The organism is Streptomyces sp. SID8374, assembly GCF_009865135.1.
GTDB lineage: Bacteria > Actinomycetota > Actinomycetes > Streptomycetales > Streptomycetaceae > Streptomyces.
Map to the genome: position 1 here is coordinate 4,809,114 of NZ_WWGH01000001.1, position 15,871 is coordinate 4,824,984.

15 protein-coding genes are annotated in these 15,871 nt (G+C 71.3%); 5 read left to right on the top strand and 10 right to left on the bottom strand.

The window, feature by feature from the left end:
• Positions 1-24: 24 nt before the first annotated feature.
• From GTY67_RS21580 to GTY67_RS21610, 7 genes are all read right to left on the bottom strand, one after another.
• The gene (locus tag GTY67_RS21580; protein WP_093692746.1) at positions 25-894 is read right to left on the bottom strand and encodes a carbohydrate ABC transporter permease; all 870 of its coding nucleotides are present in this window, start codon (positions 892-894) and stop codon (positions 25-27) included.
• Positions 891-1,763: a sugar ABC transporter permease gene (locus tag GTY67_RS21585; RefSeq protein WP_161280211.1), complete on the bottom strand. Its 873-nt coding sequence runs from the start codon at positions 1,761-1,763 to the stop codon at positions 891-893. The genes GTY67_RS21580 and GTY67_RS21585 overlap by 4 nt, the downstream gene beginning before the upstream one ends.
• A 191-nt stretch (positions 1,764-1,954) precedes the next feature.
• Positions 1,955-3,289, bottom strand: a complete 1,335-nt coding sequence (locus GTY67_RS21590) for a sugar ABC transporter substrate-binding protein (RefSeq protein WP_161279705.1) — start codon at positions 3,287-3,289, stop codon at positions 1,955-1,957.
• Positions 3,290-3,414: 125 nt separating this feature from the next.
• On the bottom strand, positions 3,415-4,539 hold the full coding sequence (locus GTY67_RS21595; RefSeq protein ID WP_161279706.1) for a substrate-binding domain-containing protein: 1,125 nt from the start codon (positions 4,537-4,539) through the stop codon (positions 3,415-3,417).
• 111 nt (positions 4,540-4,650) lie between these two features.
• Positions 4,651-5,424, bottom strand: coding sequence for an SDR family oxidoreductase (locus GTY67_RS21600; RefSeq protein WP_093692743.1), 774 nt, complete (start codon positions 5,422-5,424; stop codon positions 4,651-4,653).
• Positions 5,425-5,594: 170 nt separating this feature from the next.
• Complete coding sequence (locus tag GTY67_RS21605; protein ID WP_343238722.1) at positions 5,595-6,269, bottom strand: PQQ-binding-like beta-propeller repeat protein; 675 nt, start codon at positions 6,267-6,269, stop codon at positions 5,595-5,597.
• Positions 6,270-6,654: 385 nt separating this feature from the next.
• The gene (locus GTY67_RS21610) at positions 6,655-7,323 is read right to left on the bottom strand and encodes an MOSC domain-containing protein (RefSeq protein ID WP_161279707.1); all 669 of its coding nucleotides are present in this window, start codon (positions 7,321-7,323) and stop codon (positions 6,655-6,657) included.
• An 81-nt stretch (positions 7,324-7,404) separates the two neighbouring features.
• Here GTY67_RS21610 and GTY67_RS21615 point away from each other — a divergent pair, with 81 nt between their 5' ends.
• Positions 7,405-8,295, top strand: a complete 891-nt coding sequence (locus GTY67_RS21615) for a LysR family transcriptional regulator (protein WP_161279708.1) — start codon at positions 7,405-7,407, stop codon at positions 8,293-8,295.
• A gap of 90 nt (positions 8,296-8,385) precedes the next feature.
• Here the strand turns inward: GTY67_RS21615 and GTY67_RS21620 are convergent, their stop codons facing one another.
• Entirely contained in the window at positions 8,386-8,727 is a 342-nt protein-coding gene (locus GTY67_RS21620) for a WhiB family transcriptional regulator (RefSeq protein ID WP_093692761.1), read from the bottom strand.
• Between the two features lie 451 nt (positions 8,728-9,178).
• On the opposite strand from GTY67_RS21620, the gene GTY67_RS21625 reads away from it, so the two are divergent.
• The 4 genes from GTY67_RS21625 to GTY67_RS21640 all read left to right on the top strand — a co-directional run bounded on the left by GTY67_RS21625 (position 9,179) and on the right by GTY67_RS21640 (position 13,507).
• Positions 9,179-9,790 (top strand): response regulator transcription factor, encoded by a 612-nt coding sequence (locus tag GTY67_RS21625; RefSeq protein WP_003948568.1) that lies wholly within the window; start codon positions 9,179-9,181, stop codon positions 9,788-9,790.
• Between the two features lie 278 nt (positions 9,791-10,068).
• Positions 10,069-10,644 carry a sigma-70 family RNA polymerase sigma factor gene (locus GTY67_RS21630; protein WP_084748752.1) on the top strand — a complete coding sequence of 192 codons (576 nt, stop codon included), beginning with the start codon at positions 10,069-10,071 and terminating at the stop codon, positions 10,642-10,644.
• Between the two features lie 129 nt (positions 10,645-10,773).
• Positions 10,774-12,276 (top strand): IMP dehydrogenase, encoded by a 1,503-nt coding sequence (gene guaB / locus GTY67_RS21635; RefSeq protein WP_161279709.1) that lies wholly within the window; start codon positions 10,774-10,776, stop codon positions 12,274-12,276.
• Between the two features lie 106 nt (positions 12,277-12,382).
• Entirely contained in the window at positions 12,383-13,507 is a 1,125-nt protein-coding gene (locus tag GTY67_RS21640; protein ID WP_093692739.1) for a GuaB3 family IMP dehydrogenase-related protein, read from the top strand.
• A gap of 83 nt (positions 13,508-13,590) precedes the next feature.
• Here the strand turns inward: GTY67_RS21640 and GTY67_RS21645 are convergent, their stop codons facing one another.
• Together GTY67_RS21645 and GTY67_RS21650 are read right to left on the bottom strand one after the other, a co-directional pair.
• A complete protein-coding gene (locus GTY67_RS21645) occupies positions 13,591-14,214 on the bottom strand; it encodes a hypothetical protein (RefSeq protein WP_343238723.1) in 624 nt (207 codons plus the stop codon).
• 200 nt (positions 14,215-14,414) lie between these two features.
• The gene (locus GTY67_RS21650; RefSeq protein ID WP_093692738.1) at positions 14,415-15,677 is read right to left on the bottom strand and encodes a nucleotide sugar dehydrogenase; all 1,263 of its coding nucleotides are present in this window, start codon (positions 15,675-15,677) and stop codon (positions 14,415-14,417) included.
• Positions 15,678-15,871 lie beyond the last annotated feature (194 nt).

Here is a 15,871-nt window from a genome sequence, read left to right on the forward strand (position 1 = left end):
CGAGGAGGGCGGCGGGGGTGGGTGTCACTTGAGGCTCCCTGCGGTCAGTCCGGCTTTCCAGTGCCGCTGGAGCACGACGAAGGCGATGATCAGCGGCGTGACGGCCAGAAGCGAGCCGGTCACGACCATCGGATAGAACGCCGGGTCGGCGTTGGCGTTGCTGTGCCAGTTGTACAGGCCCAGGCTCAGCGGATAGAGGTCCTTGTCCGACAGCATCACCAAGGGCAGGAAGAAGTTGTTCCAGATCGCGGTGAACTGGAAGAGGAAGACCGTCACGAACCCGGGCATGACCATGCGCAGCCCCACCGACCAGAAGGTCCGCAGCTCACCCGCCCCGTCGATCCGGGCGGCCTCCAGCACCTCGTCGGGGATGTAGCCCGCGCTGAAGATCCGCGAGAGGTACACGCCGAACGGGTTGACCAGCGCCGGGATCAGCACCGCCCAGTAGGTGTTGACGGTGCCGGTCTCCACGGCCAGCAGATACAGCGGCAGGGACAGGGCCGTGGAGGGCAGCAGCACGCCCAGCAGCACCAGGGCGAACAGCTTCTCCTTGCCCCGGAAGCGGTACTTGTCGAAGGCGTACCCGGCGGCCACGCTCACCAGCGAGCAGCCCAGCGCCCCGATGCCCGCGTACAGCAGGGAGTTGCCGTACCAGCGGAAGTAGATGCCGTCCTGGTACGCCGTCAGCTCCGACAGGTTGTGCGCGAGGTCGAAGCCCTCGAAGGAGAAGACGTCACCGCCCAGCAGGTTCCCGGCGTCCTTGGTGGCGGCCGTGAGCAGCCAGACCAGCGGGAAGAGCGTGTAGAGGGCGGCGATCAGGAGCACACCGTTGACCGCGGTCTTCGACAGCCATCGGCCGGAGGTCGCGGAGGTTCTGGAGGTGGCGGAGGTCATGACCTGGCCTCCTTCCGGTTGGTGAAGCGGGTGACGGCGAACGAGAGCGCGGCGGCGACGAGCGCGATGAGGACGGAGGCGGCGGCCGCGAGACCGTAGTCGTTGCGCTCGAACGCGGCGCTGTAGGCGTACATGTTCGGGGTCCAGGTGCTCGTCACCGCGGAGCCCGAGCCGCGGCTGAGGATCAGGGGCTCGGTGAACAGCTGGAGCGATCCGATGATCGTGAAGAGCAGCACCATCACCAGCGAGGAGCGGATCAGCGGGAGCTTGATGGAGAAGGCGATCCGCCAGTTCCCCGCCCCGTCCACGGTCGCGGACTCCAGCAGCGAGCGGTCCACGGCCTGGAGCGCGGCGTAGAAGATCACCACGTTGTAGCCGAGCCACTCCCACAGCGCGATGTTGACGATGGAGGGGAGCGTGCCCTGGGAGGAGAAGAAGTCGAAGCCGATCCCGCCCGCTTCCATCGCGGCGACCACGGGGGAGAGCTGCGGGGTGTAGAGGTAGATCCAGATCAGCGCGGCGATCAGGCCGGGGATGGCATGCGGCAGGAACAGCGCCAGCTGGAAGAAGCGCCGGGCGCGCGCCAGCGCGGTGTCCAGCAGCAGGGCCAGGACGATCGCGCCGCCGCCCATCAGCGGGATGTAGAAGGCGCAGTAGCCGAGCAGCACCCAGAACCCGTCGCGGAACGCCTGGTCGCCGAGGGCGCTCGCGTAGTTGCCGAGCCCGTCGAAGACGGTACGCGGACCGTCGAAGCCGAGGCCGGACTGCTTCTCGGTGAAGAGGCTGAGCCAGAGCGCGTACGCGACCGGGACGATCATCGCCACGGTGAAGAGGGCGAAGAAGGGGGCGAGGAGGGTACCGGCCGCCAGCCGGGTGCGGGCCTGGGTGCTGAGCGCCTTCGCGGGGCGGCCTCGTGAACTGAGCGCTCTGGACGGCCGCTTGCTGTTGTTGGCGCGTACGGGATCGGGCGGGCCTGTCAGTGGATCGGGCGTGCCGTGTACGGGATCAGGCGTGCCGGTCACGCGACCAGGCGTACCGCGTACGGGATCAGGCGTGCCGCTCATGCCGGGTCCTCCACCTTCAGGCCGCGCTTGCGCAGGTCGGCGACCGTGGCGTCATGGGCCCGCCGGATCGCCTTCGGCAGCGTCGACGCACCGCCCACCACCTCGCCGAGCGCGTCGCCCAGCGCCGAGTTGGTGGCGCCGGGGCTCGGGCCCCACACCCAGTCGGGCCCGATGGACGCGCCCGCCTCCTCGAAGAGCCCGTACAGGTCCTGGCCCCCGTAGAAGCTCGTGTCGAAGGCCTCCTTGGCGATCGGCACCATCGCGGGGGAGGCGGGCAGGGCGCTGGAGGCGCTCGCCCCGATCCGCGCCTTGATCGCGTCCTCGTGCGTCGACATCCACAGCGCGAACTCGACGGCCGCCGCCGTCTTGGTGCTGCCCTTGCTGACCGCGAACGTGGAGCCGCCGATCATCCCGCTGGCCGGCCGGTCCGCCTCCCAGGACGGCAGCCGCACCGCCGCCCACTTCCCCTTCTGCTCGGGCACGATGCCCGCGAGCACGCCCGCGCCCCACGAGGCCCCGAGGTAGCCGACGGTGGTGCCCTGCTTGAGGGAGCCGGTCCACTCGGGGCTGAAGGAGGAGGCGGTGGAGACGAGCCGGTCGTCGATCAGGCCCTGCCAGTACGCGGCGGTACGGGTGGAGGCGGGGTCGGTGGTGTGGATCCGCCAGGCGGAGGTGCCCGCGTCGGCCCGGAACCACTGCGCACCCGCCTGCCACGCCATGGCCTGGAAGAACGTCGGATCGTCGGGGAAGAAGGTGGCGATCCGGGTCTTCGGCGAGGCCTTACGCACCTGTTCGGCCGCGTCCCGGAACCCGTCCCAGGTGGCCGGCGGGGTGATGCCGTGCTCGGTGAAGAAGTCCTTGCGGTAGTAGAAGACCTGGGGCGCGGCGTCGAAGGGGACCGCCCAGTTCCGGCCGCCGAGCGTGGTCATCTCGATGGTCTGCGGCAGGAACTTCTTCTTGATGTCCTCGGTCAGATAGCCGCTGATGTCCTGGAGCGAGCCCTGGCTGACGAACGCGGACAGCTGCGGATACTCGATGGAGAGCAGATCCGGGGCGATGCCCGCCTTCACCGCGTTGGCGATCTTCGGATAGCCGCCGAGACCGCCGGACGGTATCTCCTCGAACTCCACCTTGATCGTCCTGTGGGTCGCGTTGAACGCGTCCACCACCTCCTGCGACCCCCTGGTCCAGGCCCAGAAGGACACGGTCACCGGGTCGTCGGCGGTACCTCGGACGCGGGAGTCGTCGGCGCCGCCGCACGCCGTGAGAACGGCGAGAGCGGTGGCGGCGCCGACCAGCGCATGGACGGAACGGGACCAACTGAGGCTCACGGCACGGCTCCTGTACGGACGGTACGGGCGGGGGTAGCCGCGATATTTCGATCCCGCCTGAGCGAAGTCAAGAGCGAAAGATTGAATGATCGAATAATGATCGATTCAAGGAGCCGCAAAGAGGGTCATACCGCCGCAAGGCGGTCGGCTTCCTCCGCCCCCGGCCGCCCGCACGACCCCCGCACCCGCAACGTCGGCAGCAGCGCCACCCGGCGCCGGGGCGCGGCCTCCCCGCTCCCCGGATACCGGGGCCCGGACAACCGCTCCACCAGCAGCTCCGCCGCGCACCGCCCGACCTCCCGCTTGGGCGGGGCCACCGCGGTGAGCGGGGTGTCGGCCAGCGCGGCGACCTCGTCGTCGTACGTGATCAGCGCCAGGTCGTCCGGGACCCGCACGCCCAGCTCGGCCAGGCGGCGCACCATGCGGATGGCGTCCTCGTCGTTGTGCACCAGCACCGAGCTCGCCCGCCGCTCGCGCACCGCGTTCCGCACGGCCAGCGCGGAGCGTTCGAAGAGGGCCGGGTCGCGCTCGGCGGAGGTGGCGGCGATCAGCGGTTCGGTGCCGGCCAGGCCCAGGGTCTCCAGCGCCCGCCCGTAACCGGCGCGCACCGCCCGGGCGGTGGGGCTGTCCGTCCGCGCGACCAGCATCGGCGTCCCGTGCCCGAGCCGCACCAGATGCCGTACGGCCAGGAGCACCCCGTGAGCGTGGTCGGAGCCGACCCGGTCCAGCCCCTCCAGCGGACCGCCGGGCTCCCCTTCCCGCTCCACCAGCACCTTCTCCACCGGCAGCCGGGCGATCCAGTCGCTGTAGCGCGCCCGGTGCTCGGGCTCGGTCCAGCTCGGCGCCAGCAGCAGCCCCTGGGCCCCGGCCGCCAGCAGCCCGGCGGCGTGCGCGGCGTCGTCCTCGGGGCGGTAGTCGGTGACGCGCAGGATCAGCCGGGCGCCGAGCCGGGCGGCCGCCTCGTGGGCGCCCCGGATGACCTCGGCGAAGTAGTACGCGGCCGCCGGTGCGAGCATCCCGATGACGGGCCCGCCGCCCACCGGCGTACCGGCCGGGCCCCGGTCGGCGGGCCAGGACACCGCGCCGTGCGTCCGGTCCAGCAGCCCCCGGGAGGCCAGCGCCTCGACATCGCGCCGGGCCGTGACCACCGAGACACCGAGGCGTCCCGCCAGGTCCGACACCCGTACGGTGCCGCGCTCGCGGACCAGGTTCAGCAGCCGGTCATGTCGTTCGGCCCCACCTTCGCGCACGGTGACAGCCCCCCTTGAGCAGAATGATCGAACCATGGGTGATGGCCGATCATTCGATCACAACAGGGTCGGGGGACGGGAGGGCCCGGTACGAACGGCGGGCCCGACGCGCTACTGCGGCCCGTACTTGCGTCCCGTACGCGAGGTGACCCCGCCCAGCAGACTGCGCGGCGTCACCTTGACCAGCCCCATCAGCGCCTTGTAGCGCGGGTCCGGGATCGACACCGACCTGCCCCGGGCCAGGTCCGCCAGGGCCGAGGCCACCAGCTTGTCCGCGTCCAGCCACATCCACCCCGGGATGTTGCCGGTGCCCATCCCGGCCCGCTCGTGGAACTCCGTACGGACGAAGCCCGGGCAGAGCGCCATCAGCCGCACCCCCGAACCGGCGAGGTCCTTCGCCGCGCCCTGGGTGAACTGCACGACCCACGCCTTGGACGCCCCGTACGTACCGCGCGGCACGAACGCCGCCACCGACGCCACATTGATCACCCCGCCCCGGCCGCGCTCCTTCATGCCCGTGGCGGCGGCCGACGTCAGCCGCAGCACCGCCTCGCAGTGCACCTTCAGCATCGTCAGCTCGTCGGCCATGGTCACGTCCAGGTAGCGCCCCTTGTTGCCGAACCCGGCGTTGTTGACCAGCAGGTCGACCGGGTGCGTGCGGTCCGCGAGCCGCTTCTCGACCGCCTCGATCCCGGTGTCCGTGGACAGGTCCGCGCGCAGCACCTCGGCCTCGATGCCGTGCCGGTCGTGCAGTTCGGTGGCCTGCTCGTGCAGCCGGGCGGTGTCCCGGGCCACCAGCACCAGGTTGTGCCCCTGGCCCGCGAGCCGCCGCGCGAAGGCCGCCCCGATACCCGCCGTCGCGCCCGTAATCAGTGCAGTCGTCATACGCGGCACGTTAGTGCCCCGCGCGCCCCCGGTTTCACCCACCCGTGGTCGCGGCACCGCGACCCCGGGCGGGCGGCCCGATCGGGCCCGGTCGGGGCAGGTCAGGGCCGGTCAGGTCCGGTCGGGGGCGAAGGACAGCATGCTGGCCTGGAGGTCACTGCCGGTGCCGCTCACGCCCGAGGGCATGACGACGACCCGGCCGTCCACATAGGCCCGCCGCCCATCCAGGTCTCGGGGGCCGAGGCCGCCGCCGGGTGCCGGAGGAGCACCTTCTCCGTGCCCGCACCGCCCGGGCCCATGAGGAAGGTCCGGCCCGGCCCGTCCGGCGACGCCGACTCGTAGACGAGCGCCGCGCCGGACCCGCTCCCGGCGCAGTGCTTGAGCCCCTTGTCCCGTGGGTCGATCGTGGTGCGGAGCTTCCCTCCGGGGCCCAGGGCCACGACCCGCCAGTCGGCCGTGGTGTCCTCGGCGTTCACAGTGGTGAAGACGACCGGATCGACGGAGATCAGACTGCCGAACTGCCGACCGGGAGCGGTCCGGTGACGCCACAGGACCTTGCCGGTGCGCGGGTCGATCATCTGGAGCTGGTTGCACCGGTTGCCCCGCTCGTCGTCCGGCCTCTCCTGGCGGACGATCACCACCTTGCCGTCGGGGGTGGGGTCGGCCGGGGTCTCGCAGACGGCGGAGGGCAGCGGCACGCTCCAGACCTCTGCCCCGTCCGAGAGCCGGTAGGCCGCGACCTTCCGGTACAGGGCCTGGACGACGATGCCGTCGACGGTCCACAGGTCATGGACCTTGTCCGGCGCGGCGGACCGGCCCCACCTCCCGTCGGTGACGGCGTACACCCCCTCCCACCGTGGCCACGAGCAGCAGCGCGACGACGACGGCGACGGCCGGCGCCCCGCCGAAGCGTCTGCGGCGCGGTGGCGGCGGTGGTGGTGGCCCGTAGCCGTCCTGTGCGTACGGATTGCCGGGTACGGGCTCCTGCGGCGGGCCCGGTGCGTACCAGGGCTGCGGCCGGTCGGTCACGATCTTCCCCCTGAGACGTGCCTGCGTCTGGGACGTGCCGCTATCTCAGACGTGTATCTCAGACGTGCTGCATCGCTCCGCCGACGGTCCGGCCGAGCACAGGTCACCAGCGGGGGACGCGCCGTACGCGGACGCAGTTCCCCCAACAGGGCGTGCGCGTACACCTGATGACTGACCGTCATGCAGTCCTGCGTGACCCCCTCAGCCCTGCACCGCCACGTACTCCCGCGCCTTGCGCAGCGCCTCCGGGTGCAGCGCCGACGCGGCGGCCAGCAGCGACGGCAGCAGGGTGCGCTCGGTGGTGACGGCCCGGAACTGCAAGGCCGCGGTGACCTCGTGGTCCGGGCGGTGCACGATCTCGACCGGGTCACCGGCCCGGATCGTGCCCGGCTCGATCACCCGCAGATACGCACCGGTCACCGCCTCCTGGGTGAACCGCCGCACCCACTTCTCCTCCTTGATGTGGTCGGCGAACGTCCGGCACGGGATACGGCCGGAGGTCACCTCCAGCAGCAGTTCGCCCCCCACCCGCCAGCGCTCCCCGATCAGCGCCCCGCTCACATCGACCCCGAGGGTGGTGAGGTTCTCGCCGAACGCCCCGTTCGCCAGCTCCCGGCCGCCGAGCTGCCGCTCCCAGGCGTCCAGCTCCTCCCGGGCGAAGGCGTACACCGCCTGGTCGCTGCCGCCGTGGTTGCGCAGATCGCAGACCGCGTCCCCGGCGAGCCCGCTGCCGCCCGTCCCCTTGGGGCCGGGGTCGGAGACCCGCACGCTTCCCTCGAACGGCCGCTTGTCGATCCCGGACAGACCACCGGGGCCACCGGCGGACGGGAGGGGGGTGGGGCGGCCGATGTTCACGCTCAGCAATCTCATACGGGTCACGCTAATGGCTCAACCCTCAAAGGGGTACGCCATTAATTCGCCTCTCACCCAAGAAGCTCTTATGGTGGTGGGGTGATCGAAGCACGCCACCTCCGTGTCCTGCGCGCCGTCTCCGCCACCGGCTCGTTCTCCGCCGCCGCCCGCGAACTCGGCTGCACCCAGCCCGCGGTGAGCCAGCAGATGAAGGCGCTGGAATCCTCCGCCGGCACCACCCTGCTGATCCGCACCGGGCGGGAGATGCGCCTCACCCAGGCGGGCGAGGCGCTGGTGCGGCACGCCTCCGGCATCCTCGCCGGGCTGACCGCGGCCGAGGAGGAGGTGGCCGCCATCGCCGGGCTGCGGGCCGGCCGGGTCCGGCTCGTCTCCTTCCCCAGCGGCAGCTCCACCCTGGTCCCCGGAGCGCTGGCGGCCCTGCGGGCCGAGCACCCCGGGACCCGGGTCTCGCTGGTCGAGGCCGAGCCGCCGCGCTCGGTCGACCTGCTGCGGGACGGCGACTGCGACATCGCGCTGGCCTTCCGCTACGGCACCACCGGCGGCGAATGGGACGACCTGGTGGTCCGGCCGCTGCTCACCGACCGGCTGATCGGCCTGGTCCCGGAGGGGCACCGGCTGGCGGACGCGCCCAGCGTCTCCATCGGCGAGCTGGCCGAGGAGTCGTGGATCGCGGGCTGCCCGCGCTGCCGCCGCCAGCTGGTGGAGGTGTGCGAGGAGTCCGGCTTCACGCCCCGGATCGACTTCGCCACCGACGACTACCCGGCGGTGATGGGCCTGGTGGGGGCCGGGCTCGGCGTGGCGGTGCTGCCGGAGCTCGCGGTGGAGTCGGTACGGCCCAAGGGGGCGCGGACCGTCGTGGTGGAGCCCGCCATCGCGCGGGAGATCGTGGCGCTCACCCTCCCGGACCTGGCCCGGGTCCCGGCGGTGGCGGCCACCCTGGACCAGCTGTCCCTGGCGGCCGCCCGCTGAGGATCCGCGCGGCCGGGGACAGGGCGGCGGTGGCGGGGCCGGTGGCCGTATTGGGGAAACGTTTCTGCGTTCGACTCGGGCTGTCGGGTGTCAGGTCGGGCGTGAGCCCGTGGTGGTGGCGGTGGCGCCCGAGGGCGCCGCGGTGATCAGCCGGGTCCTGGCCCGGCCCATGAGCTCTTCGCGCTCGTCCTCGGTCAGGCCGCCCCACACCCCGTAGGGCTCTCTGACGGCCAGGGCGTGGGCCGCGCACTCGGCGCGTACCGGGCACCGCATGCACACCTCCTTCGCGGAGGTCTCGCGAGCGCTGCGGGCGGCGCCGCGCTCACCTTCGGGATGGAAGAACAGGGAGCTGTCGACGCCTCGGCAGGCGGCGAGCAGCTGCCAGTCCCACAGGTCTGCGTTGGGTCCGGGAAGGCGGGAGAAATCTGCCATTGCGCTTGTCCCCTCGAAGCCGTGCTGCGTCGGAAGCGGCATCCTCGACCGCCGGTGAACCGGCGATCCGTGATCGGCGATCGTCTCTTCGGTGACCTGAGTCTCGACCGTACATCTGCGGTGCTAGTAGATGTAAATATGACTGTTTGCGAATCTAGCCACAGACACCCTCAAAAGGGAAGAAATCTCGCCAAATAGGGCAAGCCAGGGAGTGAAGATTCGGTTGACGGGTGAATCACCCGCGTCGCTCTCCTCCGTGTGCGGGCCCTCACGTAGAGTGCCGAACCCGAAGGTCCGACCCGTAACTCTTTCGAGTGACCATCGTTAAGAGGGCGGATGCGGTTGACGGAGAACGAGCTCGGGCACATGTCCGAAGGGGTCAACCGCACAGGTGACGACTTGTATCAGCCTGGAGGCTCAAGGTGACGCGCATCAGCTGCGGAGGACGGTCATGACATCTGTGCTCGTCTGCGACGACTCCCCGCTCGCCCGAGAAGCGCTCCGTCGCGCGGTGGCCACCGTGCCCGGTGTCGAGCGCGTGACCACGGCGGCCAACGGCGAGGAAGTCCTCCGCCGCTGGGGGGCCGACCGTTCGGACCTGATTCTGATGGACGTACGCATGCCCGGTCTGGGGGGTGTGGAGACGGTCCGGCGGCTGCTCTCCGCCGACCCCGGGGCCCGGATCATCATGCTGACCGTCGCCGAGGACCTGGACGGGGTCGCGCTCGCGGTCGCCGCCGGTGCCCGCGGCTATCTGCACAAGGACGCCTCCCGCGCCGAGCTGCGGGCCACCGTCACCCAGGCGCTGGCCGACCCGACGTGGCGGCTCGCCCCGCGCCGGCTGCGGTCCGCCGAGATGGGCGCGGCCCCCACGCTCACCGCGCGCGAGATCCAGGTGCTCGAAGGCATGAGCCACGGCCGCTCCAACGCGGAGATCGGCCGTGAGCTGTTCCTCTCCGAGGACACGGTCAAGACCCACGCCAGGCGGCTGTTCAAGAAGCTCGGGGCCTCGGACCGCGCCCATGCGGTGGCCCTGGGCTTCCGCTGGGGGCTGGTCCGCTGACGCCCGGCCCGGACCGCCCCCGTCCGCAGAGCGGCGGACGGGGCGACGGGACGGGTCACCAGCGGTACGACCCCGGATCCGGGTGCCCGCCGACGGCGCCATGTGACGCTTCCCGGCCGATGACGCATCCTTGAGTCGTGGAGTTCCTCAGGAACGATTCGGTCGAGCGGAAGGGGAGGGCGCAGGACATGACATCCGGCGCACCCGCTCATAACGCTTCGGTGCACAACTCGGGACGCGATGGAGCGGACCTTGCGGCATCAGGGCACCATGGTCCGATGCGCGAGGACGAGACCACGGTGATCGGTGCACTCGTGCACCGTGCCGTCGACGGCGATGCGCAGGCCACCCACGATCTGCTCGCCCATGTCCACCCCCTCGCCCTGCGCTACTGCCGCGCCCGGCTCAACCGCCTGCCCGGTGATGCCCGTCACTTCGTGGAGGACCTCGCCCAGGAGGTCTGTGTCGCCGTGCTGATGGCGCTGCCGCGCTACAAGGACACCGGCAGGCCCTTCGAAGCCTTCGTCTTCGCCATCGCCGGCCACAAGGTCGCCGACCTCCAGCGCGCCGCGATGCGCCACCCCGGGTCGACCGCCGTCCCCTCCGACGAGATGCCCGAGCGCCCCGACGACTCCCTCGGCCCGGAGGAGCGCGCCCTGCTCAGCAGCGATGCCGCCTGGGCCAAGAAGCTCCTCGCCAACCTTCCGGAGAGCCAGCGCGAGCTGCTGGTCCTGCGGGTCGCGGTCGGGCTGACCGCCGAGGAGACCGGCCGGATGCTCGGGATGTCCCCGGGCGCGGTCCGGGTCGCCCAGCACCGCGCGCTCAGCCGGCTGCGGGCGCTGGCCGAGCAGTAGCCGCGCCCCCGCAGGGTGTTCCGTAGAAAGCTACAGAACGCCCAACTGATCTTGATCGTGGAATGAGACACCCGTGGAGCCCGTTAGCATGGACATCCGCACCGATCAAGACCATTTGGGGAAGGTGTCATGACTGCAAACGTCGACGGAGTGCCTGAGAAGTTCGCGACGCTCGGGCTGACATACGACGACGTGCTGCTGCTGCCGGGCGCGTCAGAGGTCCTGCCCAACGCGGTCGACACCTCGTCCCTCATCTCGCGCAACGTACGGGTGAACATCCCCCTGCTCTCGGCCGCCATGGACAAGGTGACCGAGTCCCGGATGGCCATCGCGATGGCCCGTCAGGGCGGCGTCGGCGTGCTGCACCGCAACCTCTCGATCGAGGACCAGGTCAACCAGGTCGACCTGGTCAAACGGTCCGAGTCCGGGATGGTCACCGACCCGATCACCGTGCACCCCGACGCCACCCTCGGCGAGGCGGACGCGCTCTGCGCGAAGTTCCGCATCAGCGGCGTGCCGGTCACCGACGCCGCGGGCAAGCTCCTGGGCATCGTGACCAACCGCGACATGGCCTTCGAGTCGGACCGCTCGCGCCAGGTGCGCGAGGTCATGACGCCGATGCCGCTCGTCACCGGCAAGGTCGGCATCTCCGGCGTGGAGGCCATGGAGCTGCTGCGCCGCCACAAGATCGAGAAGCTGCCGCTGGTCGACGACGCGGGCATCCTCAAGGGCCTCATCACGGTCAAGGACTTCAAGAAGGCCGAGCAGTACCCGAACGCGGCCAAGGACGCCGAAGGCCGGCTGCTGGTCGGCGCGGCCGTCGGCGCCAGCCCCGAGGCGCTGGACCGCGCCCAAGCGCTCGCCTCCGCCGGGGTCGACTTCCTGATCGTCGACACCTCGCACGGCCACAACAGCAACGCCCTCGACTGGATGGCGAAGATCAAGTCGAGTGTCCCCATCGACGTCATCGGGGGCAACGTCGCCACCCGCGACGGCGCCCAGGCGCTCATCGACGCCGGTGTCGACGGCGTGAAGGTCGGCGTCGGCCCCGGCTCCATCTGTACGACCCGTGTGGTCGCCGGTATCGGCGTCCCGCAGGTCACCGCGATCTACGAGGCCGCGCTCGCCGCCCGTGCCGCGGGCGTCCCGGTCATCGGCGACGGCGGCCTCCAGTACAGCGGCGACATCGGCAAGGCGCTCGCCGCCGGTGCCGACAGCGTCATGCTGGGCAGCCTCCTCGCGGGCTGCGAGGAGTCCCCGGGCGAGCTGATGTTCATCAACGGCAAGCAGTTCAAGTCGTACCGCGGCATGGGCTCGCTGGGCGCCATGCAGTCGCGCGGCCAGGGCCGTTCGTACTCCAAGGACCGCTACTTCCAGGCCGAGGTCTCCTCCGACGACAAGCTCGTCCCCGAGGGCATCGAGGGCCAGGTGCCCTACCGCGGCCCGCTGGCCAACGTCCTCCACCAGCTCGTCGGCGGCCTGCGCCAGACCATGGGCTACGTCGGCGCCGAGTCCGTCGACCAGATGGAGAGCAAGGGCCGCTTCGTACGGATCACCTCGGCGGGTCTCAAGGAGAGCCACCCGCACGACATCCAGATGACGGTGGAAGCACCGAACTACAGCCGGAAGTAACACAGCGGCGCGCGGCTGAGGGGCGGACCGGAGTTCCCGGTACCGCCCCTCAGGTGCGTGTCGGGGATACTGGTCAGCGCAGACGTAGAGGGAAAGGCCACACATCGTGACTGAGATCGAGATCGGGCGCGGCAAGCGCGGCCGCCGGGCTTACGCATTCGACGACATCGCTGTCGTACCGAGCCGCCGCACCCGGGACCCGAAGGAGGTCTCGATCGCCTGGCAGATCGACGCCTACCGTTTCGAGCTGCCGTTCCTGGCCGCTCCCATGGACTCCGTGGTCTCCCCGCAGCACGCCATCCGCATCGGTGAGCTCGGCGGCCTGGGCGTCCTCAACCTGGAAGGGCTCTGGACCCGGCACGCCGACCCGCAGCCGCTGCTGGACGAGATCGCCGAGATGCCGGTCGACTCCGCGACCCGCCGGCTCCAAGAGATCTACTCCGCCCCCATCCAGGAGGAGCTGATCGGGCAGCGCATCAAGGAGGTGCGCGACTCCGGTGTCGTCACCGCCGCCGCGCTCTCCCCGCAGCGCACCGCCCAGTTCTCCAAGGCCGTCGTCGACGCCGGGGTGGACATCTTCGTCATCCGCGGTACGACGGTCTCCGCCGAGCACGTCTCGGGCGCGGCCGAGCCGCTCAACCTGAAGCAGTTCATCTACGAGCTGGACGTCCCGGTCATCGTCGGCGGCTGCGCCACGTACACCGCGGCCCTGCACCTGATGCGCACCGGCGCGGCCGGTGTCCTCGTCGGCTTCGGCGGCGGCGCCGCGCACACCACGCGCAACGTCTTCGGCATCCAGGTCCCGATGGCCACCGCCGTCGCGGACGTGGCCGGCGCCCGCCGCGACTACATGGACGAGTCCGGCGGCCGGTACGTGCACGTCATCGCCGACGGCGGCGTCGGCTGGTCGGGCGACCTGCCGAAGGCCATCGCCTGCGGTGCGGACGCCGTGATGATGGGCTCCCCGCTGGCCCGCGCGACGGACGCGCCGGGCCGCGGCCGCCACTGGGGCATGGAGGCCGTCCACGAGGACGTGCCGCGCGGCAAGCTGGTCGACCTCGGCTCGGTCGGGACGACCGAGGAGGTCCTCACCGGCCCCTCGCACACCCCGGACGGATCGATGAACATCTTCGGCGCCCTGCGCCGCGCGATGGCCACCACCGGCTACAGCGACCTGAAGGAGTTCCAGCGCGTCGAGGTGACGGTGGCGGACTCCCAGCACCGCCGCTGACCGCTCGCAGATATCTCGCAGATATACGGAAGGGCCCGTACCGCCACGGCGGTACGGGCCCTTCCGCCTGCCTCTGCCGGGGGTCAGCCCGCCTTCTTGGCGCCGCCGATCGCGGCGATCGCGCCGAGGGCGATGAAGAGGTACCGCATGAAGTCGGCCTCTTCCTTCCAGACCCGGGTCACGGTGTCGAAGTGGTCGAGGAAGACCTCGGAGAACGGCACCCGGGCGGCTTCCGCCATCATCATCCCGTAGGCGATGAGCTGGCCGAAGTAGACGGCGCCGATGGAGAAGACGGCGGCTGCGGCGATGGTCACCGGGTTGGCGCCGCCGAGCTTGGCCGCCGCGAAGCCGACGAGGAAGCCGACGCCGACCGCCGCGTAACCGATCTCGCGCTCGATCGACCCGAGGAGCACGCCGTACAGGATGCTTGCGACGATCGCCGCGCCGAGGGCCACCAGCACACCGACGGCGAGGTTGTTGCGGGCCGAGGGAGCCGGGGTGAAGGGGGCGCCGCCGAACGGGGCGGGCTGGCCCTGCGGGTTCCCGAAGGGGTTGCCGGTGGGCGCCGGGGGCTGGTCGCCGTAGGGGTTGCCCGTGGGGGCGGCGGGGGCGGGGGCGCCCGGCCCGGCCGCGTACGGGTTGCCGTCTACGGGCTGGCCGCCGTACGGCTGCTGGGGCTGGTTCGGCGGCTGCACGGGCTGGCTCACGGTGGGTCTCCCCCTGGGGCGAAATGCGCATGCGCGTACTTGACGCGAACATGTGTGCGCTCTGTGACGCCGCACGGTAGCAGTACGCACCGGAATTGGTCACTAGCAATCCGGTGGCCGATACGCACACATCCTGGTGGCCGATACACGCGCGTCCTGATGGCCGACAGGGCGCACGTCCTGGTGGCCGGTACGTGCCCTCAGAGCCGGTGTGCGGCCCCCGCCGGAGTGGCGCCCCGGGTGTCCAGGAGCAGCTGGGCCTTGACCGCCAGGCCCTGGAGGTCGTAGGTGCGGTGCTGCTGGAGCAGTACGGTCAGGTCGGCCGCGGCGGCCGCCTCGTACAGCGAGTCGGCGCGCGGGACGGGGCGTTCGCGCACCCGCCAGTCCAGGACGTGCGGGTCGTGGTAGCCGATCTGGGCGCCCATGTCCATCAGCCGGGTGGCGATCTCCCGGGCGGGCGCGGCCTCCTGGTCGGCGCTGTCCGGCTTGTAGGTGACGCCGAGCAGCAGGACGCGGGCGCCCCGGACGGACTTGCCGTGCTCGTTCAGCAGGGTGGCGCAGCGCTGGATGACGTAACTGGGCATCCGGTCGTTGATCTCCTGCGCCAGCGAGACCATCCGCAGCGGGTGGCCGGGCGTGCGGCTGCTGTACGGGAGGCAGCCCGGGTCCACCGGCACGCCGTGGCCGCCGACGCCGGGCCCGGGGCGGAAGGGCTGGAAGCCGAAGGGCTTGGTCTCGGCGCACCGGATGACGTCCCACAGGTCGACGCCCAGGTCGTGGCAGGCCACCGCCATCTCGTTGACCAGCGCGATGTTGACGTGCCGGAAGTTGGTCTCCAGCACCTTCGTCATCTCGGCCTCGCGCGGCCCCCGGGCCCGTACGACCTTGTCGGTGAGGCGCCCGTAGAAGGCGGCGGCCGACTCGGTGCAGGCGGAGGTGAGGCCGCCGATGACCTTGGGGGTGGAGGCGTAGGTGTGGGTGCGGTTGCCGGGGTCGAGGCGGCTGGGGGAGCAGGCGAGGTGGAAGTCGCGTCCGGCGGTGAGCCCGGAGCCCTCTTCGAGCAGGGGGCGCAGGAAGTTTTCGGTGGTGCCGGGCGGTACGGCGGATTCCAGCAGCACGGTGGTGTGCGGGCGCAGCCGGGCGGCCAGGGCGCGGGCGGCGTCGCCGAGGGCGGTGAGGTCGACGGTGCGGTCGGGGCCGAGGGGGGTGGGGGAGCAGATCACGGCGGTACGGACCCGGCCCAGCTCGGCGGCGCTGGTGGTGGGGCGGAAACCGCCGGAGAGCATGCGGCGGATGTCGGACGCGGTGAGGGAGCCCTCGACGGGGGTGCGGCCCGCGCGTAGCTCGGCGCAGGGGCGTGGGTCGGTGTCGTAGCCGACGGTGTCGATCCCGGCGGCCACGGCGGCCTGCACGAGAGGGAGGCCGAGGTGGCCGAGTCCGATGACGGCGAGGTCTGCGGGCATGTCGAAGGCCGCCTTCCCTAAGACCGGAGTGCGAAAAGCGCAACCGCTGTGGACAGTGCAATGTCAGACTAGGCGTAAATATGACCTATATGTCGCATTGTGTGACGCCTGTCGCCCGGGTGTTGTCCACAGGCGGTGGCTGAAGTCGGGGAGCGCGGACAGAATCGAGGAGTGGACACGGGCGGCCGGCCCCT

Coding starts and splice junctions, on each gene's coding strand:
- GTY67_RS21580 (WP_093692746.1), bottom strand. CDS start 894: ATGACCTCCGCCACCTCCAGAACCTCCGCGACCTCCGGCCGATGGCTG.
- GTY67_RS21610 (WP_161279707.1), bottom strand. CDS start 7,323: ATGAGATTGCTGAGCGTGAACATCGGCCGCCCCACCCCCCTCCCGTCC.
- GTY67_RS21600 (WP_093692743.1), bottom strand. CDS start 5,424: ATGACGACTGCACTGATTACGGGCGCGACGGCGGGTATCGGGGCGGCC.
- guaB (WP_161279709.1), top strand. CDS start 10,774: ATGACTGCAAACGTCGACGGAGTGCCTGAGAAGTTCGCGACGCTCGGG.
- GTY67_RS21630 (WP_084748752.1), top strand. CDS start 10,069: ATGCGCGAGGACGAGACCACGGTGATCGGTGCACTCGTGCACCGTGCC.
- GTY67_RS21620 (WP_093692761.1), bottom strand. CDS start 8,727: ATGGCAGATTTCTCCCGCCTTCCCGGACCCAACGCAGACCTGTGGGAC.
- GTY67_RS21625 (WP_003948568.1), top strand. CDS start 9,179: ATGACATCTGTGCTCGTCTGCGACGACTCCCCGCTCGCCCGAGAAGCG.
- GTY67_RS21650 (WP_093692738.1), bottom strand. CDS start 15,677: ATGCCCGCAGACCTCGCCGTCATCGGACTCGGCCACCTCGGCCTCCCT.